Annotated in this window: 19 protein-coding genes and 1 other RNA gene; 6 read left to right on the plus strand and 14 right to left on the minus strand. The window is 39.9% G+C overall.

All coding sequences use genetic code 11. The features are described 5' to 3' along the window. Nucleotides 1-4 precede the first annotated feature (4 nt). Genes ACG2F4_RS05080 through ACG2F4_RS05090 form a run of 3 tightly spaced genes read right to left on the minus strand, consistent with a single transcriptional unit; the run spans nt 5 to nt 8405 of the window. Nucleotides 5-3931 (minus strand): hypothetical protein, encoded by a 3927-nt coding sequence (locus tag ACG2F4_RS05080; RefSeq protein ID WP_395259128.1) that lies wholly within the window; start codon nt 3929-3931, stop codon nt 5-7. A gap of 2 nt (nt 3932-3933) precedes the next feature. Then, nucleotides 3934-5739 carry a UvrD-helicase domain-containing protein gene (locus tag ACG2F4_RS05085; RefSeq protein WP_395259129.1) on the minus strand — a complete coding sequence of 602 codons (1806 nt, stop codon included), beginning with the start codon at nt 5737-5739 and terminating at the stop codon, nt 3934-3936. Between the two features lie 2 nt (nt 5740-5741). Then, nucleotides 5742-8405, minus strand: coding sequence for a hypothetical protein (locus tag ACG2F4_RS05090; protein WP_395259130.1), 2664 nt, complete (start codon nt 8403-8405; stop codon nt 5742-5744). 215 nt (nt 8406-8620) lie between these two features. Between ACG2F4_RS05090 and ACG2F4_RS05095 the strand changes: the two genes are divergently transcribed. Together ACG2F4_RS05095 and ACG2F4_RS05100 are read left to right on the plus strand one after the other, a co-directional pair. Then, nucleotides 8621-9661 (plus strand): DNA cytosine methyltransferase, encoded by a 1041-nt coding sequence (locus ACG2F4_RS05095; protein ID WP_395259131.1) that lies wholly within the window; start codon nt 8621-8623, stop codon nt 9659-9661. A gap of 99 nt (nt 9662-9760) precedes the next feature. After that, a complete protein-coding gene (locus ACG2F4_RS05100; RefSeq protein ID WP_395259132.1) occupies nt 9761-11761 on the plus strand; it encodes an ATP-binding protein in 2001 nt (666 codons plus the stop codon). Here ACG2F4_RS05100 and ACG2F4_RS05105 read toward each other — a convergent pair. From ACG2F4_RS05105 to ACG2F4_RS05140, 8 genes are all read right to left on the minus strand, one after another. After that, nucleotides 11743-12213 (minus strand): very short patch repair endonuclease, encoded by a 471-nt coding sequence (locus ACG2F4_RS05105; RefSeq protein ID WP_395259133.1) that lies wholly within the window; start codon nt 12211-12213, stop codon nt 11743-11745. The two genes, ACG2F4_RS05100 and ACG2F4_RS05105, sit on opposite strands and share 19 nt — an antisense overlap. A 307-nt stretch (nt 12214-12520) precedes the next feature. Further along, complete coding sequence (locus ACG2F4_RS05110) at nt 12521-12718, minus strand: hypothetical protein (RefSeq protein WP_395259134.1); 198 nt, start codon at nt 12716-12718, stop codon at nt 12521-12523. 38 nt (nt 12719-12756) lie between these two features. Beyond that, nucleotides 12757-13257, minus strand: coding sequence for a JAB domain-containing protein (locus ACG2F4_RS05115; RefSeq protein ID WP_395259135.1), 501 nt, complete (start codon nt 13255-13257; stop codon nt 12757-12759). 64 nt (nt 13258-13321) lie between these two features. Next, nucleotides 13322-13525: a hypothetical protein gene (locus tag ACG2F4_RS05120; RefSeq protein WP_395259136.1), complete on the minus strand. Its 204-nt coding sequence runs from the start codon at nt 13523-13525 to the stop codon at nt 13322-13324. Nucleotides 13526-13557: 32 nt separating this feature from the next. Beyond that, on the minus strand, nt 13558-13683 hold the full coding sequence (locus ACG2F4_RS05125) for a hypothetical protein (RefSeq protein ID WP_395259137.1): 126 nt from the start codon (nt 13681-13683) through the stop codon (nt 13558-13560). Between the two features lie 132 nt (nt 13684-13815). Then, nucleotides 13816-14796, minus strand: a complete 981-nt coding sequence (locus ACG2F4_RS05130; RefSeq protein WP_395259138.1) for a DUF3871 family protein — start codon at nt 14794-14796, stop codon at nt 13816-13818. 91 nt (nt 14797-14887) lie between these two features. After that, on the minus strand, nt 14888-15076 hold the full coding sequence (locus ACG2F4_RS05135; protein ID WP_395259139.1) for a hypothetical protein: 189 nt from the start codon (nt 15074-15076) through the stop codon (nt 14888-14890). A 77-nt stretch (nt 15077-15153) separates the two neighbouring features. Then, entirely contained in the window at nt 15154-15501 is a 348-nt protein-coding gene (locus ACG2F4_RS05140) for a hypothetical protein (protein ID WP_395259140.1), read from the minus strand. Nucleotides 15502-16435: 934 nt separating this feature from the next. Here ACG2F4_RS05140 and ACG2F4_RS05145 point away from each other — a divergent pair. From ACG2F4_RS05145 to ACG2F4_RS05155, 3 genes are all read left to right on the plus strand, one after another. Then, nucleotides 16436-16765, plus strand: coding sequence for a hypothetical protein (locus ACG2F4_RS05145; RefSeq protein WP_395259141.1), 330 nt, complete (start codon nt 16436-16438; stop codon nt 16763-16765). A 103-nt stretch (nt 16766-16868) separates the two neighbouring features. Then, nucleotides 16869-17141 (plus strand): hypothetical protein, encoded by a 273-nt coding sequence (locus ACG2F4_RS05150; RefSeq protein WP_395259142.1) that lies wholly within the window; start codon nt 16869-16871, stop codon nt 17139-17141. Continuing rightward, nucleotides 17138-17701 (plus strand): hypothetical protein, encoded by a 564-nt coding sequence (locus ACG2F4_RS05155; RefSeq protein ID WP_395259143.1) that lies wholly within the window; start codon nt 17138-17140, stop codon nt 17699-17701. The genes ACG2F4_RS05150 and ACG2F4_RS05155 overlap by 4 nt, the downstream gene beginning before the upstream one ends. A gap of 154 nt (nt 17702-17855) precedes the next feature. On the opposite strand, the gene ACG2F4_RS05160 is transcribed toward ACG2F4_RS05155, so the two are convergent. Both ACG2F4_RS05160 and ssrA read right to left on the minus strand, forming a co-directional pair. Next, the gene (locus ACG2F4_RS05160; protein ID WP_395259144.1) at nt 17856-19079 is read right to left on the minus strand and encodes a phage integrase SAM-like domain-containing protein; all 1224 of its coding nucleotides are present in this window, start codon (nt 19077-19079) and stop codon (nt 17856-17858) included. Between the two features lie 256 nt (nt 19080-19335). Then, nucleotides 19336-19705: a transfer-messenger RNA gene (gene ssrA / locus ACG2F4_RS05165) on the minus strand. Between the two features lie 665 nt (nt 19706-20370). Between ssrA and ACG2F4_RS05170 the strand changes: the two genes are divergently transcribed. Further along, nucleotides 20371-20694, plus strand: a complete 324-nt coding sequence (locus ACG2F4_RS05170; RefSeq protein WP_395259145.1) for a polymer-forming cytoskeletal protein — start codon at nt 20371-20373, stop codon at nt 20692-20694. Between the two features lie 276 nt (nt 20695-20970). Here the strand turns inward: ACG2F4_RS05170 and ACG2F4_RS05175 are convergent, their stop codons facing one another. Beyond that, a complete protein-coding gene (locus tag ACG2F4_RS05175; protein WP_395259146.1) occupies nt 20971-23559 on the minus strand; it encodes a bifunctional aspartate kinase/diaminopimelate decarboxylase in 2589 nt (862 codons plus the stop codon). Nucleotides 23560-23733: the final 174 nt, after the last annotated feature.

A 23733-nucleotide genomic window follows, 5' to 3' on the forward strand; every position in this document is an offset into this window, starting at 1 on the left:
CAACTCAAGAGTTTTTTAAAATTTTTATCTCAGATCCGCTCTCTACATTCCTTATTGAGGTCATACAGCCTGGTTTGTCAGCAAAATCATCACTGTATTCACTTTTTACATAAACCGACCTGCCTACTTTCTCTTCTTTGTAATCCTCAGAAGAATAGTATGGATAGTCTGCATATTCAGAGAACCTAATATTTTTATTCCGGTTGCTTAATTCTATCCATTTTTCTTTAACCTGATTACACACTGAATTCACATTTTGCTTTATCTCAACTAATTCCTCTTTTCCGTAATCCGGCACACTCTGAATAGTTTTAACTATCCTTTGAAGTAGATAATCTCGTATTTCTTCGAAATCTGTATTCGCTTCATCAGACCATCGAGCATTCTCGACTTCCCCTCCAAAATGATATGCTTGCATCAGGGAATATATTACTGCCGGTAAAGCTTTCTCCAGAGCCGGTAATGAATATGGAGTTACTGTTGTAGGTTCTACATCTTTATAAAATGCTTGATGATAGTCCTTGAACCTTTCGTAATGTGAGCGGTCTCGATTCTTTGCAGGATTATATGTAGTAATAACAATACCAGGTTGCCTACGCCCCACCCTGGAGCTTGCCTGAATATATTCGGAATGAGTTCTCGGTTGACCTGTTACCTGCATAACGTTTAACCTTGGAATATCAACACCAACAGATATCATACTGGTAGCAGAAGCAACCTGAACTACATCCCATGATGTATCGGGTAAAATTTCTTTAGCCTTAGATACGAAATTATCCTCATTCTCAACGATAGCTTCAGGCTTATCGTCATCATTAAATTCTACACCAATTCGTTTAAATATATCTTTTTTGTTCAGTTTGGTGAATTCACCCTTGAATTTCAGACGACCTCTATCATAATCCCGTTCTAACCATTCACCTGACTTATCAAGAATATCAATGTCGTTAATTCTTCTTATTCCCAATTGATAAAATTCTTTCAATTCAGGATAGTCGGTATCTTCGGGAAGTGTTGCTTTTTCAAGCTTTTCAAGGGCATTGTTAATCTGATCAGAGTCAAGCGCACTTGACAACTCTTCCGTCCTCTCCTCCTTATAACCGGTATTTATACTTTTAAACTGTTTTGAAAGAAAATTTCGGTAAGCAACAATATCATCTTCATTTAAGGTTCTGAATTTCCCCAACTCTCTCAGTGTATTGAAATAGACCAGCACCGTGTAGTATTTATCAATAATGTCATTACCAAACCCCATTGATGATATTCGTTGCAACAAAGTCGCCACTAATCTGATCTGCGCCACTGTATTTGTAAAACCGGAGGGTTGTAATCCTAGATAATATCTGCCTAGTTCCTCATCGCTCGTTATTTTTCTCGAAAAAAAGGAGTCATCTATATCTATACCTGAAGGGGGAAACTGTAGGAAGTTTTCTCGCCCGTATATTAGCTTACACTGTTTTTCGGCATTGCGTGCAGTTGCAGTTGCTGAAACAACCTTCGGTTTAATTCCATTTCGACTACAAAACTTGTCTATTGCCATCTCATAAACACCATAAATTGTACCAAGAGATGAATTTATAAGATGTAGCTCATCCTGGACAATCAGCTCAGGTGGTGGAAATTTTGCAACTGTTTTTTTCCCATCAGTTGAGAGATTAAATAAATTGAAAGTGTCGCTACGCCAGTTGATTGAGGCGAATTTATCCGCAGTGGCAAATAATAAAGTAGGTCTTTTCTTATATACCACTTCGTCAACAAAGTAAATTGGGAAACATTTTTCTTTAACTGTACCAAAATCTCTTTTTTCTGAATCGGATATGTTAAAACTACATTTCAAATTGGGGCAGTAAAGATACAGTGGCTCCCTAAAGTCATTACCTCTACTGGGTCTGCCAACAATTCCCCACTCACCATCTGCATCCTTAGGTTTCATTCTCGTTCCGCAACAAGGACACTCAAAAAGTGGAAGTGAATAATCAACTTTGTCATCCGGATTTAATCTAAGTTTGTTCATGCATTCAACAAACTGATCCCATCTATTTGGAGTTAAGGACATTCCCACCCAGATGCCTAATGAAATCTCTTCAGTGCCATATTTTTCCAGATTATCTCTTCTAATCAATTCACAAGCACATATAAGAGGCGCAGCTCTGTTAAATTGTTGTTTATTCAACAACCTCAAAGTGTAGCGCATAATAGCAGTCACACCAGCTCCATTATTTGGATTACCGGTATTTTCGCCCTCCCGCAACCTACGATAGAAAATCGTAAATGCTATTAATCCAAGATAGGCTTCGGTTTTTCCACCACCGGTTGTAAACCAAATTAAATCTACAGTATCTCTATCCTGACTTTCAGGATTTACTATACCTTCGATTTGAGATAGTAAAAAAGCTAACTGAAAAGGTCTCCATTTAGCCAACTTTTCATTATCCGCAGGTTTGTATGGATAATCCTCTTTGAAGTTCGGGAGTGATTCATTTACTGAATCTTCAGGAAATATTTTATCGCCATGCTTTTTCTTACGTTGCTTTATAAATGTGTCCATAACCCTCTGCATGAACATGGCTTTATTTGCCTCCGAAAATGCCTGGTACACTAACGGATTATTATCATCATCCAATAATTCGATACCACGATCCATCCTGGATTTCAAATAATCGCAGGTATCCAAGTTTTTAAGTCCCCGCTCAACTAGTTTTTCCTTGTCCTCCTCTCTAATGTTCAGTTTGTCAATTTGAGCCTCAATTATAGCTTTCTGACCTTCTATCCAATCCCCATAGACACTTGAAAAGTTCTTTAATTCAGCAATCAATTGTTCTTTGGGTACTGAATTTTCATATGAGGCATGAAAGTCATTACCGGACAGTCTCTTCATGTATAGGATTTCGCAATCCTCAATAAGATTATCTTCCTTGTCGCGCTTGATCAACTCTTCAGGTTCGAAGTCATTCCCCTTGACCTCATAAAGCGGTATAACCTGTGATTCGACTCTTTTTGTTTTTTGAACTTCTTGATCCGGTTCATCCCACGTAACTGAAGCACCATGCCCTGTACCGTAACTCTGATAATTTTTATATAACAATTTAAGATTTAACTCTTCCTGATTTTCTATCTTCGACAGATCCGTGTAATCATCAAAAGAACAGAAAGTTGGACTACTGGAAAAAACCTTAATTTCAGGTTGATAGTATGATTGTGTAGGATTATACAGGTCACCTTTACTGTCGGCTATATATTCATTTACTAAAGTAAAGGTGAGAATATGTTTATCTATCCGTCTTTTAGACAGATCCCTTCTCGTTACATGAAGATTTAAATTGTCATCCAGATCTACTTGTAAGGTTTTTTTGTCCGAGCCTATTAATTCACCATTCGCCCTGAATAATCTTATTTCTCCTTCAGTAACTTCAACCTTTAGTACATCGGTTTCCACCTTATTCCTTTCATACCGTTTGAATTCAGCGGGAATAAAATTTTCTTTTATTGAGCCATTCTCAATTTTCTTGTTTAGCTCCTCTTTTCTCTCCGGTATTATTGATTCAACATAAAGACCCGCTGAGGCTTCAAGAAAAAATTCTGCCTCCAACTCAGTCATCACAGAAATGCCAAAAGCTGACGGCTTAAAATCGGTGGTCATTACCAGCTCATCATTTTCCTCCTCAATACCTGTATCTCCAGTATTACCATTCGACTTAACTTGAGCTTTTGTTTCCTCCTCTTCGTCCTCTAGACCTCCCTGCTCGTCATCATTACCTGATGACAAATCTTCAAAATCGACCTCACTTGTTGTTTGAGGATAAATAATCCCAGTGAGATAAAAATCTCTGGGTGACTTTTCTAGTATTTCATCCTCTCCAAATAAAGGTCCACAAAGAGTGTCAACTACAGTTTGACGAATTTTTTCTCTTACTTCTGAATAGATATCCATATTTAGATCCTTTTTGATATATCCAAGTCAATCGTTCTATCGGAAATCTCTTTTAAACTATCTTTTATAGATTCATTGAAAACTAAATATAATTGTGTCCTTGCTCGTGTATAGGAGACGTAAAACTCCACCTGGAGACTCCGGTCATCCGGCTTTAGATAATCCCTTCCAGTATAAATTATAAAATCGTTTTCAAGTCCTTTAAAAGAGTGAGGAGTTGAAAAACTTACTTTATCTTTAGGAAAGTGGCAGCCATTTCGGTTTAATTTCACATATAATTCCGGTTTACGATTTATAAATTGATCTATCTTATTATTATTTGTTAAAACAGTAATAGAACCAGGATTTACATTGTCTTTTATCAGCTTGCCAACGATTTCATCTATTATTTTGAAAAGCTCCTGAGTTGTACTGTAGAATCTCAATTCAGGCTTTAGACGATCAGACTTCATACAGTCAATTTCCTGTAACCCGGTGTGTATATGAGCCTTTTTAATTATCCCGGGTGTATTTCTACAGTTTTCTTCAAGATCCAAGTGTACACCTTGATAAGTAGTCTTAAATAGATCAAAATATTCCGTATCAAAATCGCTATAGATTGTTTGAAACTCCTTATCCAAAAAAACTATCCAATTGTGAGAATCCCAGCCGCCTTTTAATAAAAGCCCCAGGCAATTCATGTAGGATTCACGGAATATATCTTGTCCCTCATCAATCACCACATAGTCATACAGATCTTCAAAACTGTAATTCTCAAATACCTTGTAAAAATGTTTAGGAAGTTCTTTTTCCCAGAAATCTTTGTCATCTTTAACGTCAATTGAATATTCATTTGATCTTAATAAACTGAGAAACAAGCTATGTAATGTGGTTATATGAATTTTATCATCATCTACCTCTGTAAAAGCTTTCTTGAATTTCCCTTCTAGATCGATGGAAAGACATCTGTTAAAGCATACAAGCAGTACTTTCTTGCCTTCAACCGATTTTTGATAAGCCTGCTCCAGTGCCAACACTGTTTTTCCGGTACCTGGTCCACCGTTTATAAAAAAACCGAATTGAGTATTATGATTAACATCTCGTAATATCTTCGCCTGCTTTTCAGTATAAAATTGAGTCTCTTCCTTATCCTCGGTAAGATGTTCCGATATTGGGACGCGAAAAATCAAATCAGTTCTGAAGAAATTTTTTATTTTCTCCAAGCCCTTATAATCAATACCATTAAAACCACTGTTATATTTGGGATAACTTCTCCAGTATTCTTTTAGGTTTTCCAAATATATATCAAAGCTAAATCGTCGATCATGATCTGACTTCAAGTACATGATTTCTGGAGTGTACTCGATGGAATAATCCCGATATTTTTTGGAATACTCTCGAAATCCGAAGGGTTTCCCAGACTCTGGAAACATTACACCATATCCGAACTTTAATTTCTGATCATAATAATCTCCGGAGAATTTTTTAGGGAAGTGGTTATCTCTTATGTTAAATAAATATGTGCAGACCTGTTTAAAGGGGTCCTGTTTTTTTGTTCCTCCCAGTGTCCACCATTGATTGGTTGCAGAATCATATTTCACTTCTCCCCCTTTAACTTCCAGAAATAAGATGAACTCTTTATCCAGATATACAAAATCTACTTCACCCGTAAGCTTCAGATTAGCATCCTGGACACGCAAAGAGTGAAATAAATAATTTTGGTTTGAAGAGTTAATAACTTTACTCTTTCGTGCTCTTTGAAATACTTTTCTCTCAGCATCCGAATTAAAATAATTTTGGGTAGGTGGATTATTGGGATACAGAGCCATTTTCACTCAGTATTATTTTTTAACACATAACTTACTGTTTTAATATCAACATCATTTAAAATCTGATCTATCAAGATAGCTTCATCCTTATTTTCTTCTTTGACATTTATATTCAAATCGTACAATTTCCGAACAGACCTTTCCTTAAGCTTTCGCGGTAGTGACAAAAGGAGTCCCTTTATTCTTGAAGATGCATTCTTTATTGAATCCACTTCATACATAATTTCCATGTTGTCAAACTCGTACTCCATTGCTACAGTGTTGAGCCCTTCTATCACTTTCTTATGTTGATGAGGGGCAAGTGTTGTACCATCACACCAATTTTCCAGGGTAACTGGCTTCCTTTTAATATGTTCACCTAACAGCTCAGATGCCCTTTCAAATCCTACCTTATCACAAAGTGCTTTTACATTGTTTCGCCACTTTTCAGACAATTCATACACTGGTTTAAACTTGTCCGAAAGCTTTATCTTATTAAGAAGCAAATCCAACAAGTCATCGTGGTCGATATGAAAAAGTAGAAGATCATCTCCTTTTTTAATTTGATCAGCACGAATTACTAAGTCATTAATATCAGATACATCCTCATCTATTATTTTGTAATACTTTTTATTTGGATGAACCTTAGATAAAGTCCTATCATCAAATATAATTAGAACATCATCTTCCCTGGTTACTCCTGCATCACTACCAGTTGAATATTCCTGATAGGAATCTGCATTGTTTTTAATACTTTGAATTATCAGATCTTCAATATCACTTTCCGATTGATCATAAAGTAGATCTTTTTCCTCCTGGGACAATGTCTCATCATCAATATCTTCCAACTCCTGATCTGTCTCTAACACCTCCGGGTTTACTACATAATCAATTATTTTGGAGTGGTATAAATCTTCCTTTTCAATATATTCTTGCCTTGTTTCCTGACTAATGTTTAGCAATTCCGCTCTCTTCTGAATTGAGGTAATTCTGTTTAAAATTTTGGTAACCCTGATGAAATTCCTTCTATAATAATTGTACTCATATTTAGACAATATTAAGTGAATATCACCCGGAAAATCATGGATCAATAAACTATTTATGTAAGGTTTTCTAATTTCAAAAAATAGTAATATATCATAATTCGTCTCCTTAATAGATTTAAGAGACTTATTAAAATCTATAAAGTCGACTTTAGTCTCGAACTGAGAAAACCAATCGATTAGCTTTCTTTGATCAACTGCATTTTTATTACGACTGATGATTCCAACCAATTCAGCATTTTTAAATGTAAATGCACTCTTTTTTTCCCTTAGGTACTGAAACTTGGGCTGGGATTCTACATTGAACAATCGATCAGTAATATCCCCAAAATCATCAATTATCCGTTTATCAAATTCCTCATCTAAATTTTTTTCTGAAAATAATTTAAATCTTTTCACTAGGTTTTCCAGAGATGAATGGAAATCTTGCGGCTCAAAAAAGGAATAATAGCGAATGATTAGTTTCTTAAAGGCATCATACAAAGGTTTGATTTCTTCATAATTGATCAGTTTAAATAACTTCCCGATATCTCTTTTAAGACTTTCTAGTTCATTGATTATTTCGGATTCTGATCCCTTATTTATAAGATGAATATGTTGTCTTTTTTCTTTCCCATCTGACATATCTTTTGGAGTAGAGATCCAGTGAAACGGCAAATGCCCTCCCCAACGGTTTAGATCATAGTAAGTATGCAGAGAAGAATCTGATGTAAGCAGATACACATCCCGTAATGATCCCTCTTCATCCGATTTCAATCCTTTTTTTATATCCCCTATAACCTTTTCAACTTCATTTAATTTGTTTTCAGCCTCATCAAATATAATTGTGTCTAGGTGGGGATACCTATCTTTGAATATTTCTATATTTTCAATATCCAAATAGCTTGCTACTAGAATAAATGGCTTTATTTTCGATTTGTTTATGAACTCTGGAGAATTGAAATTATTTAATAGGTCATACCTGTATTGATGTGTATCTTTATCATATACTGCATTAACTGCTAATATTCTGGAATCAATAGATATACCTGAAACTTTCAGATTATTAAATAGGGTTCTAAACTTACCTTTATGGGTAAAGATTATTACTCCTGAATTATAACCGGACTTTATATATTTAGGAGTATCCAGCAGTTTCCTTATTGAGCTTGAATGAATTAACTGATATTCCTCAACCAACTCTTTTATCTCTTCATACTTTTCTCTCTGTTTACTGGAATACGGTCTTACTAAGGGACTTAAAAATTCATCGAATGACATATACCCTGTTCTCGTACTGTACTTAAACAGTATCCTCTGATTCTCAAGATCTATCTTATTGAGGTGACATTTGTCGCCATTGCTTAATACTATTAAATTATTATCAATTGGCTGTAACGTGCCCCGCATTTTATCAACTTCTTTTTTGAACACAGCCAATGCGATATAGAACGGAATTATCTTGTGTTGATCTGAAAAAGGAGGATGAAAAACATTGATAAGCCTATTTTTTTTATCGAGGGAATTGGTAAAAGCCAAATATGGCAATAGATAATTAACATCCGAGAATTTAATATCTATACCCTCGACATCTAATTTTATAGAATTGAGCTCAGGGTAAAGCTCAAGAATATATTCCAAGAACTCTTGACGTATTTTTCCCATTGTGTACCCAATTTTATTGCCAATTCAGAAGTAATATTCAACTTGTGATTAAATAAAATATCTCTGCTCCTGATCTAATATATTGCAATCAATGATACTACAAATTACATTTTCACTCTACAAGGATTTCTGTATTTAATAGTATTTTTAAAAAATTTATATTTGACAAAATTGTTAATTAACATAAAAGAAAGTGTATAAAACCTAATTGGATTATGAAAAAAAGCCAGGATAGTCGCTTTTTTAGCATTGATCTGTTCTCAGGTTGTGGCGGATTAACTCAAGGGATGTCTGATGCAGGATTCCAAACTAAAGTAGCAGTAGAACTTGAGGAGGATGCAGTTAAAGCCTTCAAATTAAATCATCCAGATACTCAAGTAATTCAAAAAGATATTAGGGAAATAAGTGTAGATGAAATCAAGTCTGTATTGGGAGATCAAAGGCTTCATCTGCTTGCAGGTTGTCCACCTTGCCAAGGTTTCTCAAGGGTCAGAAGACTTAATAAAGCACAATGTGTTGATGATGATAGAAATAACCTTGTGGAGGAATATTACCGCCTTGTTGAGGGACTAATGCCCTATACGATCATGATGGAAAATGTACCCGGACTAGAGGAGTATTCATTATTTCAAGAGATTGTAAAAAACCTTAGAAATCTAGGATATAAAATCGAACACAAGGTTGTTGACGTAAAAAAATATGGTGTTCCTCAGAGTAGAAGACGACTGATAATGGTTGGATCTTTGCTTGGACAATTGAATATCGCTGAAGGAAGCCAGAAAAAAGTTACTGTTAGAAAAAAAATTGAACATCTTCCCACTCCAGATGCTACTGATGATCCAATGCAAAAAATTGTAGCAAATCATTCAGATCGCATTATGGAACGCATAAAAAAAACACCCAAAGATGGTGGTAGCTGGAAAGATTTACCTGAGGAGTATATTCTTGATTGCCACAAAAAGAAAAATGTCGGTTTTAATGATATATATGGACGTCTTAGATGGGATGATTATTCTACTACCATTACGGGAGGATGTTTAAATCCATCTAAAGGTCGCTTTCTACATCCTGAACAGGATAGAGTAATAACTCCAAGGGAGGCAGCTCTCCTTCAATCATTTCCTGAAGATTACAAATTCCCGACCGATATCGCCAAATCTTCCCTTGCTTTACTTATTGGCAATGCTTTACCCCCTGAATTTAGTCGTATTCACTCAGATAATATAGCACGGCACTTATCTGAACATTTGAACTAATAATAGTTAGAATAAATACAGTCGGGCTATTTTTTTCATATAACGATATCTACTCAGGTCTATTTCTAAGTATATAAGTATAAATGAGTCCCAAAAATCATGAGCAAAGATCAAGATATTGAATTCAACATGACAATTTTGGGAAGGACTCTTGAGCATATGGGAGTTCAAATGTATAAAAAAAGAACAAGTGCGATTGCAGAACTTATAGCAAATTCATGGGATGCAGGAGCCAAGAATGTACATATCGAATTACCCAATATTAATACGTACTCCAAATCAGCAGACCAAATAGTTATTCAAGATGATGGCTCGGGAATGGGGAAAGAATCTATCGAAAACAAATACTTGGTAATTGGAAGAAATCGTAGGGAAGAAGGTGACTCTGGAGACCATGGTCGCCCAGTAATGGGCAGAAAAGGTATTGGGAAATTGGCAGGTTTCGGTATATCGACCAAAATGGAAATAATTACCTGGACACCAGAAAGCTGTATTAAATTTTTGATGGATATTGATCAATTAAAAGCAGATGCCGGTAAAAGCCAGAAAAAAAAGATACCCGGGAAAATAATTCCAGAACCTGACTTTGCTGATACTAAATCAGGCACAAGAGTTATTTTAAAAAATTTAAAACACGTTACACCTCTTGATCCTGATACCTTACATCAGTCTTTAGCCAGGCGTTTTAGCAGAAAAGTAACCGGCAAAATGCAAATAATGATAAATAGTGAAGAACTTCAGGATTTAAACCTGAATACAGACTATCGTGTACCTGCAGAAGGGTTTCTTGAAGAAGAACTTAGCGATGGAAATGTTATTTCATATTTTTATGAATTTACTAAAAAGCCCATAAATAATACTGAGGCAAGAGGATTTACTATTTATTGTAGGGGTAAAACAGCCCAAGCTCCAAATTTCTATTTTGGTGTTGAGGGGACTGCATCAGGTCAACATGCAACTAAATATCTTAGTGGCGTAATTGAAGCAGATTATCTTGATTCTGGTACAGATAGTGATTCAGATTTGATATCTACAGACAGACAAGAAATAGATTGGGAGGACAATTTCACACAACCTCTACATGAGTTTGGTGAAAAAATAACCCGCAAAGCATTGAGAGAACACTCCCAAAAAAGAGGTGAAGATTTTAAGAATGTAGTTCTTGAGAATGAAAATATTTCTGAACGCTTACAAAAACTAGATAAAACATCTAGTATACAAGCAAAAAAACTTTTTAAAGTCTTGGGCAGCGCCGAACCAGATCCAGAAAAAGCTGTTGATTTAGCCAGCTCGGTTCTAAAAGCATACGAGTATCAAAATTTCCATGACTTATTAGGGGATCTGGAAACCATTTCAGATGACCCTGAATCATTGAAAACGATGTTAAAATATTTACAGGATTGGAAAGTACTTGAGAGCAGAACTATTTTAGAAATAATTAGAGGTCGACTAGATATTCTTGAAAAGTTTCAAGAAATGATTATAGAGGATGCTCCAGAAACTGCTCACAAAATTGGTGACGACAATTTTCATGATTTATTAGGAGGAAATCCATGGATCTTAAATCCCGATTGGCAAGTTCTAGATGAAGAAAAACAGTTATCTTCAAAACTCAAGGAATGGAATTTTGAAGATATTGATGATAGGGATAAAGCTTTAAGATATGATTTCTTTGCACTTTCAGACACTGACCTGCGAGCAGTAATTGAAATTAAGAGACCTGGCAACGCTTTAGAACATGATGATCTTCAGAGATTAGATAAATATGCTGAAAGACTAGCTCGTGCAAAATCTGGTAATATTAAGCGCGTATTAATATTTAGTGGTAATATTAACTTTAGTGACTCCACTCTTGAAAACACGAAAAATCGACCGGATTTTGATATAAGAACTTGGGATCAAGTACTATCTAAAACTGAACACTCTTATGAGCATTATAAAGCTGTATTGGAAGGAGATATTGAAGATCCTGGGTTTCACTCAAAAGAAAAAGAGGTTAAAGAAACTAGAAGAATGTTAGAAAAGGGAATTTACAGATCTCAGGATGATAGAAGCCAAGGTCTTGGTGGACAAGATGTTAACTACTTAGAAGAAGAATGATCTGTACCAGATATCTCTTTAAACCTAATATCTGATTTTAGCCATGACTCAATTTCTTTTATTAAATCTTCGAACGTGTATGAATTTTTACCTTTTATAGCACATTCCCATACTAATAGTACTCTTAACCCCATTTCTTTCAGTTTTTCCAAATTCTCAATATCACGCTTTTTATTATTATTAATCTTCTTCCTCCATAAGTCAGTTCTTGTTTGCGGCAAACTGAAGAAATGGCAATCATGACCGTGCCAGAAGCACCCATTGACTTCAATAACGGCATTATATTTTCTGAAATATAGATCCGGCTTTCCAGGTAAACCCTTCTTATGAAGCGAATAACGATAGCCCAATCGGTGAAGGGCGCTCCTTATCAACATCTCGGGTTTTGTATCTTTACCCTTCACCTTGGACATAATGTCACTTCTTTTTTTTTCAGAAAAAATATCAGCCATTATCCAATCACCTTATTTGTTTTTTGTGCTTCATGGAATAGAGATTATAACCTTATCTCATTGACTATCGGGTCCCAATTGTCCGCGATTTCATCAAGGCTAAACCACTGAGAGTCTTTAGCATTTAGAATATGGAAACTATCGGTGTCATGATAATATATCGTTACTCCACCGCTGTTAAATCTGAATAGGCTCCACATAACGTTCCCTCCCGAGTTGTAGAGAAGGTCCTCCGTGGCATGACCGAATTTTTCACTTCTCAACCTTTCGTGCTTTTCCATTGCTGAAACCATTTTATATTAAAATTCTAGTTGTTTGTGAATATTTCAGAGACAATATTTCTAGCCCGCTGGAAGGCTTTTCTGTCCTCTTCATTATCCATCATGTGTTCGCTTTCCTCCAGGTGACTGAGTGCAGCTTGAAGGTCCTGAATTTCTCCTTCGTGAATCCAATCGGCTAAATTCTGGAAACCCAACTCTTCAAGCTCCAATAGTAACAAGTCCATAGCTATCGGTTTTTAGTTATAATTTATACAGCCTGATCTTACAATATCCCTCTCACCTTAAAGGAGATATAACTGTCAGCTGTAATAATGAGATGGTCATCAACCTGAATACCCAGCAATTTCCCTGATTCCTTAATTCGATGAGTCAATTTTTTATCAGACTCGGAAGGTTCAAGATTACCACTGGGATGATTATGTGCCAAGATAATGGATGTAGCATTGGAAAGTAATGCAACCTGAAATATCGTAGCTGGATCAACGATTGTTGCCGATGAACTGCCTGAGCTAATTTTACTCCATCCAAGACATTTCTTGGCAGTATTCAGTAACAGAACCATAAATTCCTCTCTCAACTGTATTTTATCAGCATCCCATACTTCGCGAAGAATCCTTTCTGCATCCTGAGGTCCCGTTACACTTGGTAGTTCACTAGGCAGGATGCATGGCTCATACTTCAGGGAGATCTCTGCTAAGGATGGAGATTTAAGGACGTTTTTGTCAGCTTGTTCGTATTCTTGGTAATCTGTTGATTTGTTCATGGCTTTCAGATTTAGAGGGGAGCATCACACTCCCCTTCGGTTAAAATTGGTTGTCGGTATCATTTCAATGTCGCTCTGCAAGGCGTGAGTGAGATTGGGCATACTCATCCAGATCGAAGTCCACCTTCTTGATGTCAATGAAGTAGGTTTGCTCTCCGGCTTTCAGCCAGATGAAACCCACCTTCCCGTCAATCCGGCTGATGGAATCCGTCGGTATATCCCTGAACTCAAGCGCTTGATGCAGTGCTTCCACGAGTTGGTTAAACATGGTCTTGGAATTTAGATTGGCTGTTTATCAGCTCAGACCTGAATAGAGAAGTAGTAGTGGTAATACCCCGTACCGTCAATTACATAGATGAGATCTAAGTCCAGAGATATTTTTACATTAACTACTTCCAGCTCCTCTCCAACCATATAGCTGTCCACGGATCGGATTACTTTAACTTGGAATGGACAGAAAAGGCGTATTAAACCTCGACTTTTGGTATGAACAAGAAGGCTGTCTGAGCTGGTGTATTTGTTGATGTCGTCGATTAGTTTACTTCCCATAACAACCGATCAGTTGAGGAACCAAAATTGGGTTTCCTCCTCCAACGCGTTGGCTATTTGAGACGTAAACTGATGGGCGTTCACTCCCCTGTCCAGGAAGGTGTCGATGTAGGATGACTTGTTGGCTTCCGTGAACAGGTTGTACAGATCCCAAAGGTTAATCTTGCCATCGGAAGCACTGCCGAAATGTTCGTTATTGTAGTACTCCTTGGCTACTGTTGAAATCTGTGTGTCGTTAAGCTGGAGCTCAGGCAACTCTTTTTTCTGCTTTGCGGGTAAATACTGGTAAAGACGTGACCGTCCTACAAGCTGGGCGAATTGTTGTTCGGTTAACTCATAGTTCTGATACTTCCCAAGGTGATTGGAGAGATTAGAGTAGCTGAATCCATTAACCAGATCATAGATCCTTCCCTCCAGAGCGCGTGGGTTATCCACCTCGATAGTCTCCGAAAATCCGTCAGTCCAGATGCACAGGTTGGTACACACTTTGTTTACAAAGCCGATGAAGACCTTGAAATGCTCTGGTGTACCTTTCCTGCGATTTAGGTTATCCAGATTATACGCCTTCACGCCCCCGATAGTAAGACTGAGATCATTTCCCCGTATCTCCTGAGTGATGGAGGGAACTTCAATGACAAACGCCATCCGTTCGTAATACAGGGTTTTCTCGTGTTCCTCCAGCTGGTCGGCAGGCTTCCCTTTGGCATCCGGTATCCGCCCCTTCCTAGGGTGACTAACCCGAATGTCGGGTTCATTAACGGTCTCTCTGGGAAAGGCGTGGTGAACTATACCGACGGTTCGGTCTATAAATTCACTGTGGGAGATTGCCGGTTCGTTGTCCTGGGAGAATACGGGTATAATGTGATTCTCCTCAATTTCCCGGAGTTCCATCGGTTCGGTGTTTGCCTCAATAAAAGGCGATCGTTCCTCAGGTTCCTTTATAACACTAACTTCATTCGTTTCTTGCTGTTGGGTCTGTGTTGTATTCATAGCTGTTGATTCATTTTAGGTTGGAAATAAAAAAAGACGGTCCTGCTAAGACCGCCCTGCAATTCATTTGGTATGTAGTTTATGTAGGTTGTTACCCGATAAGCTGAGTCAGATAGTCGGGTTCCAGACCGAAGTATTCTTCACAGATATAATAGGCGGATTCCAAATCCCCCTGATCCAGGTACCTGTGAAACTGCTCGGTGGCTTCCGATATAAGAGCTTCGGCTTCCTCCTCGCTCATATCATCCCGGCTGACGAGTACCTCTTTTATGGATTTCATAACTGAATAGGGTTAAAAAAAGAAAAGGCAGGACTCCTCATCCTGCCTCTAATCAGTTTGTGTTATATAGTGAAGGGTTACACCGGCACACCGTTTTCGCGGTTTTCGAATACCTCCTCTTCCATTGAGACAGGCGTGGGATTGTACTCCCAGGTGTGTTCCAGGATGATCTTCTCACCATTTTCGAGTTCATACTCATATTTCTCGCAGGGAACACGGTCAATGCTACCGGGCAATTGCTTTCCGATGAGTGCTTCGCACTTGGCTCCGTCGAAGGTGGATGGAATGGTGGTTTCACGAGCCGTAGCATAGTACTTGCCGGTCTCTGTTGACTTGACCGTTTCCACGGCTCCCTGCAAGCGGAGTGCGTAAAAGGGTTCTTCATCTTCGTTGAGGTGCTCGGAATATCCAATAATAGTAACCATAGTCTTGGGATTTAGTTTGTTGTTTAAGATTAAGGCGGGCATGGTTTGAAAGCCCAAATCCTAGGAGGGGTGACTTAACAAGGTGGGCTTCGCTCTCAACAGTGTACAGAACTTACTTTATTCCGGAAAAAACAATCTATTCATCGCCTCCCAGAAAAACTTAGTGGGGGGGGTATTTTATTGATCTGTCATTCTACATGTGAGTGGGAAATGGGACTCCTGAAAATATTATATAATTTTTTTTGACGGATGTATCAGAAGGTTCTTGATGAGATTATAATAATGAGTTTAACAGTTGCAATAATATCGGGTGCATAATCTTGTAAAGAAATCGCTGATGATATCACAAATTATCTTTTCATATGGTTCGATGATTAACACTTGAGATTGTATTCAACTTTATCATTCGGATACACGAGTGCAATACTTACTATGATAACTTGGTTTGGGATAGCGCTCATTGCTGGATGGCTGAGTGCAAAGTATAAAGGAGATTTCCATAAGTGGTTCATTTAGGTGGGGTATATTAAGCCATATAGGCAGTAGTATTCAGGCTCTATCTATTACATGCAGATAGGAAGTATAAAATCAAGGTAAAAATAGTTTGTGTTATATAATTATGATGTGTGTTTTCCACACCAGGTGAAAAATAGGGAGTTATCCACACTATTGTGAACACTCACGATCTCACAATCACACTCATTTTTTTCAATTGTGGATAACTTCCAAAAATCGTTGGTAAAAAATTGCCCTTCTTTTTTACCTGGATCTCATTTTAACGTATTATAGAGCTGTTGATTGATTTCTTGTGGAATTGGGGCTGGTTTGATTTACATCATTCCACGATCCGTTTTTTATGCCAAATGAGCATTTTCCACAAGAGGTGGGGAATGAGCTGTACAGGCTCTTCCTGTACATACTAAATCAACTAGTAATGAAAATTACTAAACAACAATTAATCGCTGAACTTAAAAAGCAGAAAGAAAACTTAGATTTCCTAATCGAACAGGTTGAACGTATTGACCTTAGGAAAAAGCTATCAGAAAGAAGATGGCTAACAGAATACGAAATCGGTACGTATTTGGGTATTGGGGTACCAATTACCGATCACATGTCACTTCAAAGTAGTGATGTACCCAAGAGAGTCATAGGTAACGAAACTTTCTATGATCGCTTCGAGGTAGAAAACTTGATTAAGTCTAAACTACACTATGATGAGGAATTGCATGAGTGCGTACGGAAAACGTGCGAATACTACAGTTAACCTAACTTAACACTACTCTTTAAACTTACCCTCACCGATCCAGAGATCCCCTCAAGAATGAGGGAGGGTATTTATATAATGAACCATATAAATATCCGATATTATGTCTGAAAAAGATCAAATTACACGTAAAATAGATGAACTAAATAATAAGGTGGAAACCCTGACCGAGGCTTTGCAGAGCGAACACTCGGTTAGTAAACGTTGGCTCAGGACGGACGAAACCTGTGACTACCTAAGTATCTCCAGTTCCCAGCTGCAAGTCCTTAAGAATAAGGGCGTAGTGGAAGCAGTCAAGCTAGGAGGTACCAATTTTTATGACAGACAGGCTATAGACCAAACTCTTACCGAAAAGTTCGAGGAGGTACAGATATGAATCCTGACTACTTCACATACCTTGTTGAAACAGACGGTAATTTTGCTAAGAGATTTACTCTGCTTAGTACTCATTTTAAACGAATGGGCAATTATAATCCGGAGTGGACACTTATCGATGTAATGGTTTTCGAGGCTTCACTATTCCTATCTCGATCATACGGAAATGGGGAGTTTTATTACCAGAAGCATCGATGGGAGTCACTTTTGCGAACAACATGGTATCTTATTAGAGAGAATTCCATGGTAAAGTTTATCGATATGGGAATTCTTTCCATAGAACGAAGAGAACCAAAAAAAATGAACTACTATCAGGTTCATTATGATGCCATCATCGATAATCTCGAATTGATATATGACTTCTCTAACCTCTCCGAAGATGACAAGAGTGGATACAAGGGAAGGATGAAAATCTTTTTCGAGTGGTGGCGTGACCATGATTTCAACGACGGTACCAAGCTTACTTTGGAAGAAGGTTCCCCTGAGATAAAACGGGAAGAGCTTCGAGCCGCTGATGAAGTTGAAACTGCCGAGAAAGCAGTTCTATCTGTTGATGATTAAATATTCACCAAGGAACCCAATCCTGACAAAATATTTATCCGATAAGAGGAATATACTATGAGATTATAGTAATGTATTATTGATCAAATATTTGTCCAGGACAATAATTAATGCCTGAGCCTACACAATTAAGTGCGGGCTCAGGCTTTTTAATTTAAGAGACGGATTCAAGCCGTTCTATAAGGTCGGACATATCAGAGTTGACCTTATCCGGGGTAACCCTTGCATAATGCATGGTGGACCTCAGATCAGAGTGACCGAGTACCTTCTGAACGGTTTCTACCGGCACTCCATTGGTCAAAAACATTGTAGCACACGTATGGCGTGCTACATGATGAGTGAGCTTTTTATCCACCTTACAGAGGGTGGCAATCTCCTTTAAATAGGCGTTGGTCTTTTGATTGCTGATCATTGGAAGTAAGCTGCCATCCTGGGTCTCTGGATGATCTTCGTACTTACTGATAATTTCAATCGCCTTTGGCAGCAATAACACGCTTGCATTGTTACCTGTTTTAGTCCTCGGTTGATACAGGTAAAGATCCCCGTTTTCATCTTCCTTCACGTCAGCTTTTGTGAGTTTTTCTGCATCGCTAAAGCCGAGTCCGGTGTAGCAACTGAACACGAATACATCACGTACCTGATCAAGCCGATGGACATCCAATTCTTTCCGTTCTATCCTCTTAAGTTCGTCCTGCGAGAGGAACACGGGATCTTTCTTTTTATACTGCATGTCGAAGTGCTTGTAGGGATCGCTGTTCAGCCACCCTTTTGACCTAGCCCTGTTCACAATTTTCTGAAAGTTGGACAGGTACTTTCGGGCTGAATTGTTGGAGCATGGATCATCTTTGGTCATGAGGTAGTGTGCGAACTCCTCCAAGAAGTCCTGATCTACATCCGAAATTGGATACTCCTCATTATCGTAGTGCTCTTGCAGGAAAGCTTTAACATGCTTCTTTGCAGTGCGGTATTTCTTGTGCGTGGACTCGGAATATTTATTACCGATCAGAGATTTCATCTTTTTATTATGCTGCTTAAAAACCTCCATGACCGTCACGGGTTCCTCTTCCCTATCCTTGCCAGTCATGCGCAATTTGACAGCCTTAGAAGTGATTTCTGCCCCTTCCTGGAGCAATTGCTGATGAGCTTGGTTGGCTTTGAATTCGAGGGTACCCAAGTATCGGTTAATCGACTTCGCTTTCTTACTCCTTCCCTGGACTCTGTAATTTTCGCTATCCCATTTGGTAGGATCTACAGTTTGCCCAGCGGATATTTCAGAGATCTTTCCATCTACGCTTAATCGCATGTAGATAGGCACTTCTCCGTTAGCTCTTGCTTTGTTTTTGCGTACGGTATAAGAAATGTTTAATGGTTTAAACATAAATATGTCCATTTAGGTTTGAGTATTTGTTTTACAGAAAGGCAGTAAAACAGATCTCGGTCCTTCGTGGACACTTCTTCATGAGACGGGCAGAAAATCCCAGTGACCATTGCAGCATCTTTGTGCATGGTCACTGAATAGTTCACCAGGAATCTGGTAGAACCTGGAATAATCTGGTTTTAAAACTTTAAAAAATCGCCTTTCAACTGCTTTAATATACGAATTTGCAGCATTTTAAGGAAATTTAGAAAAGTAATAGTGGAGGTGCGGGGAATCGAACCCCGGTCCGAAATGGTATATCGTTCAAGCATCTACATGTGTAGTTTCCATATTGGGTTTCGCCTGATGCTCTGCCTGGAAACTAGGCTAACACCAAGCTAGCCTGTTAAAGTTTTACACATGCCCCGACAGACGGCGGAGCACATGCTATCCTGTCATAGTCGACGTTCAAACGGCACTGACAGGCAAGAAGCCGAGTGAACGGCAAAGCTGCTTACGCAGCTAAGCTGTAAGAGTAATTGTTGTCAATTACAATATTTGCATGATGGTTTTTTTACGAGTGCCATCGCTCGAACTCGACATGCAGCCTGCGATGCTACGCATTCCGTCGAATCCATTACACCCCCAATAAATGAAAGAACATAAAATCCATGTTGGCTCCTTTCTTCAGAGCCATTCATAACAACGTTCTGTAACGCGCCAAAATTCCCATTATTTCTGTGGAATCACAAACTATTTTTCAAGCCTTTAGTGATCGAACCAATCCCGGAAACGTCGCTTTTCCAATCCGGATATGAACCAAAATAAGGCGGTAAAATTTGTCCTGGATGATATGGATGAAGTAATTGAACCTGCCGTATTAAAAAACCAGCTAATCGAACGCTTAACAGTTCAAACATATTATTATGCAATGGAGAGGGGACAGAATGCCAAATACCTGAAATTTTTATTCAGGAAAAAAGTACGAACAAATTCTGAACCGGTATTTGAATAGTGAAAGAAGATCCTGGATGCACTAATGTGACCATTCCGCGGTCGGCAAATGGGAAAGCTTTCTTCCGACCGCCAAATGTTCATTGCTGGAGGTGTTTGACCATAATATTCCACAAATATTAATTTTTACTTATCTGCAAATTAATATTTAATAAAATTTTATACGTAGTTTATATTAGTAAGTGCACTGAAAGTAAATTACACAAATCAAGAAACGTTCAACGTATCTACAGAGGCTAGTTGACTTTCGCTAGCAGGTACAACAGTCAGCATTTTAACAAGCAAAGAGGGAGCGTTTATGACTAACGGCATAAATGGATATGTTTTTCTGGATGAAACCACCGATTTCGACGGCGACATTGAAGCGGAGGTAGTGGTTCTTGAAGGAAGAGTCAGAGGTGAAGTCCATGCCAGGAGAGGTCTGCATCTCAAACAAGGGGCATACATTGAGGGCGAAATCCACACCGAAAATTTCACCGCGGAAAAAGGCGCCTCATGCAAAGGTGAGCTGTATGTAAATACCAAAAAACAGAGGGAGAATTCCAATGCCGCGCCGGGTACCGGACCTGAAGTGGACGTGGCTCCCACCGGTACTCAAAACGAAAATGGTTCCCTTTTCTAGCACTGCTATCACTACCTTCACAGCGGCCTTTATTTTTTCGTCCCTTTTGATCAATCCAAAAGGGACACCTCAGTCGGGGAATAGCTTTTCTCTTGTTGGGACTCCCCCCTTTCCTTGTTCATTTTCGTCAGGGGGCCCTGGTGGGCGCCATCCCTAATCAAATGCAACTTATTTGAAGAAAATAGCGGAAAACCGTGCTTGTGAACGGCCCTTTCAGCCTTGCAAATTGCAGTTACATCATGACTCAGGCTCTGTCTGAGGATGCCCTGATCAACCCTATATGACCACTTCGCTGGCGGGTTCACGCATGTTATAGCTGGAGCTCATTACATGCCCATAGGCACCGGCGTTGGCAACAAGAATCACATCTCCCTCCCGTGATTCAGGTAAAAGGCGATCGATCCCCAGCTTGTCTCCAGATTCACAAATAGGCCCAACAATATTGGTAATCTGCGTGGAAGATTCATCGATTTTTGTCAGGTTTACGATTGTATGGTGGGAGCCGTACAGGGCGGGGCGAATCAGTGAGTTCATCCCCGTTTCCACGCCCACATACCTGACCTTTCCTTTTCCCTTGATCTGGGTCACACGGGCCAGCAACACCCCGGCGGTGGCTACCATATACCGTCCCGGTTCCATCCAGATCTCATATTGAGGAAAACCTTTTTTGAATTCGGCCAGTTCTCGTTCGACCTCCTGCAGATCAAGCGTCGATTGCATCTCATTTTCGCGGACTCCAAGTCCTCCGCCCACATCCAGAATCTCCACATCCTCGAATTGTTCAGCTGCTCCGGCCAGCACCAGGGCGGTTCTCTTCCAGCTTTCGGGATCTTTGATTCCGCTGCCGACGTGAGCGTGGAGCCCTTTCACCGTGATACTGTGTTGATCCACAATCGATTTCACCTCGTCGAGCTCAAATTGCGGGATACCAAATTTCGAGTTGGTGCCGCCTGTTCGTACATGCTTGTGATGCCCGTGGCCATGCCCTGGATCAATACGCAGAAATACTTCATGCCCGCTGAACACTTCCGTCCACTCCTGCAGGGGAAAAATATTATCGAGGGTTACATGTACGCCCAGCTCAAGCGCCCGCTCATATTCCACCCGCGGGGCAAAATTGGGCGTAAAGAGAATCCGATCGGTGTCTATGCCCGGGAACAACTTCAGGATATACTCCACTTCTCCTATCGAAACACATTCGAAACCCAGTCCCCGGTCATGGAAAATATGCAGCAGCTGTTCGTTATTGTTGGCCTTGATCGCATAAAAAAGTCGATCCAGGGAAGTCAATTGCTGAAGGTTTTCAACCGTCTTTTCCACCTGTTCCGAGTCATAAACATAAACCGGCCCCTGTTTGTCCGCCAACTCAACAAGTGTTTTTCGCTTTGCCTTCCACCAGCTATCCCTGAAGGGTGAGGAGTCGGAATGCGACCCATTAATTTGCTGCCAGGTGGGACCAAAGGAAATTTGTCCGGCAGACTTCGATATTACCTGCTCGTGCAGCTGCTGCACCAGTCGATCGGCCTGGCCTGAAGCTACAACAAAAGTAAAATTCAGGTCGTTTGCCGCCTGGCTGACCAGGTAGACCTCGTGCTCCTGGAACACTTCAAAAGCAGAACCGAGCTGATGCAGGATGGTACGGATATGGCGACCGAGCAGGCTCACCGCGGAAGTCGACTCAATAATCTGGACCCTGCAGAGTTCACCCAGATCGCTCACAAACTGATCTCTGATCTCATGAAAATGGGTGTTGGCCCCGGGATCGAGAGAGACGGTAACATTTGAATCCGAGGTTGAAACCAGATCGATTGAAAGCCCATGCCGCTTAAACACGCTGAACGCATCCGCAAGAAATCCCACCTGCTGCCACATCCCGAGGGTTTCCATACTCACCAGGGTCACATTCTCGCGAACCGAAATCGCCTTCACCAGCGCCTCATCATCGGCTGCGGCGGCAGAGATGGTCGTCCCCTCCTGCCCCGGATCCTGTGTCCATTTGATATGAATCGGGATATTGTGGATGCGCGCAGGCATGATACACCGGGGATGCAGTACCTTGGCACCATTGGTGGCGATCTCCTGCGCCTCGGCATAGCTGAGATGTTTCAACAGGCGTGCCGACGGGATTTCGTGCGGATTGGAAGAAAACATGCCCGGCACGTCGGTCCAGATCTCCAGCCGCTCTGCCTGCAGTTTGGCGGCAAAATAAGCTGCCGAAACATCCGATCCCCCCCGGCCGAGAACAACCGTCTTGCCATCACCGTCACTGGCGATATAGCCCTGCGTCAGTACCAGTTCGTCTTCTTCACGGTCCAGTTCCTGCTGTAGCGGGTGGTCCTCCCCGGTATCGCAGATGGCGGAAAGTGCCAGTGACTTTTCACTGGCATTCTTTACCGGAATACTCTTCAACATTGATCGGGCATCCCTCCAATTGGCACTCAGCCCCTGCTGCTTCAGGTACGCTGCGCCGAGCCTGGTTGACATCAGCTCACCCAGCGCCATGATGCGCGCCTGCACATGGTATCCCGCCTCCTTCAACAGGGCGATACCGCGTGCAAGCTGTTCGAGCTCCTTGAACTCATCGGCCAGCAGCTGATCTGCATCGAGCCCCAAATCTTTTGCAAGCGTGCGGTGTTGCTGTTTAATCTCCTCGACGATCGACTCAGAACTTTCCGTCGATCCCGGTTCAATCACCTTTTCCAGTTTGTTTGAAATGCCACTCAGCGCCGAATGAACCAGGCAAACACGGTACCCATCGCGGAGCCGGCTTTGCAATATGGATGTGATATTTTTCCAGTTGTCCAGGGAGGATACACTGGTTCCTCCAAATTTCAGTACGATCCAGTTTTTGGTATTATTCGTCATTGTACGCCTGTATTACAATTTTAAATCTCGCAAAAAGAAAACAAATATCCAGCGTTTCTGAAAGCCCCATAAGTTAACACAAAAATAATTAGTCATTGGCACAAAAATTCGTGTAACTTTTTGTGCGTCCAATCGTAACCGAGACTCAATTTTTAATTTGTAGAGGGCTCTAAA

Origin of the sequence: Halalkalibaculum sp. DA3122, from assembly GCF_043951865.1 — a bacterium.
Taxonomy (GTDB): domain Bacteria; phylum Bacteroidota; class Rhodothermia; order Balneolales; family Balneolaceae; genus JAMQKA01.

Excerpts from the sequence above, each read along its gene's own strand:
- ACG2F4_RS05140 (WP_395259140.1), bottom strand. The coding sequence starts at position 15,501 with ATGGTTACTATTATTGGATATTCCGAGCACCTCAACGAAGATGAAGAA.
- ACG2F4_RS05130 (WP_395259138.1), bottom strand. The coding sequence starts at position 14,796 with ATGAATACAACACAGACCCAACAGCAAGAAACGAATGAAGTTAGTGTT.
- ACG2F4_RS05135 (WP_395259139.1), bottom strand. The coding sequence starts at position 15,076 with ATGAAATCCATAAAAGAGGTACTCGTCAGCCGGGATGATATGAGCGAG.
- ACG2F4_RS05100 (WP_395259132.1), top strand. The coding sequence starts at position 9,761 with ATGAGCAAAGATCAAGATATTGAATTCAACATGACAATTTTGGGAAGG.
- ACG2F4_RS05160 (WP_395259144.1), bottom strand. The coding sequence starts at position 19,079 with ATGTTTAAACCATTAAACATTTCTTATACCGTACGCAAAAACAAAGCA.
- ACG2F4_RS05090 (WP_395259130.1), bottom strand. The coding sequence starts at position 8,405 with ATGGGAAAAATACGTCAAGAGTTCTTGGAATATATTCTTGAGCTTTAC.
- ACG2F4_RS05170 (WP_395259145.1), top strand. The coding sequence starts at position 20,371 with ATGACTAACGGCATAAATGGATATGTTTTTCTGGATGAAACCACCGAT.
- ACG2F4_RS05150 (WP_395259142.1), top strand. The coding sequence starts at position 16,869 with ATGTCTGAAAAAGATCAAATTACACGTAAAATAGATGAACTAAATAAT.
- ACG2F4_RS05080 (WP_395259128.1), bottom strand. The coding sequence starts at position 3,931 with ATGGATATCTATTCAGAAGTAAGAGAAAAAATTCGTCAAACTGTAGTT.
- ACG2F4_RS05110 (WP_395259134.1), bottom strand. The coding sequence starts at position 12,718 with ATGGACTTGTTACTATTGGAGCTTGAAGAGTTGGGTTTCCAGAATTTA.
- ACG2F4_RS05145 (WP_395259141.1), top strand. The coding sequence starts at position 16,436 with ATGAAAATTACTAAACAACAATTAATCGCTGAACTTAAAAAGCAGAAA.
- ACG2F4_RS05155 (WP_395259143.1), top strand. The coding sequence starts at position 17,138 with ATGAATCCTGACTACTTCACATACCTTGTTGAAACAGACGGTAATTTT.
- ACG2F4_RS05105 (WP_395259133.1), bottom strand. The coding sequence starts at position 12,213 with ATGGCTGATATTTTTTCTGAAAAAAAAAGAAGTGACATTATGTCCAAG.
- ACG2F4_RS05115 (WP_395259135.1), bottom strand. The coding sequence starts at position 13,257 with ATGAACAAATCAACAGATTACCAAGAATACGAACAAGCTGACAAAAAC.
- ACG2F4_RS05120 (WP_395259136.1), bottom strand. The coding sequence starts at position 13,525 with ATGTTTAACCAACTCGTGGAAGCACTGCATCAAGCGCTTGAGTTCAGG.
- ACG2F4_RS05175 (WP_395259146.1), bottom strand. The coding sequence starts at position 23,559 with ATGACGAATAATACCAAAAACTGGATCGTACTGAAATTTGGAGGAACC.
- ACG2F4_RS05085 (WP_395259129.1), bottom strand. The coding sequence starts at position 5,739 with ATGGCTCTGTATCCCAATAATCCACCTACCCAAAATTATTTTAATTCG.
- ACG2F4_RS05095 (WP_395259131.1), top strand. The coding sequence starts at position 8,621 with ATGAAAAAAAGCCAGGATAGTCGCTTTTTTAGCATTGATCTGTTCTCA.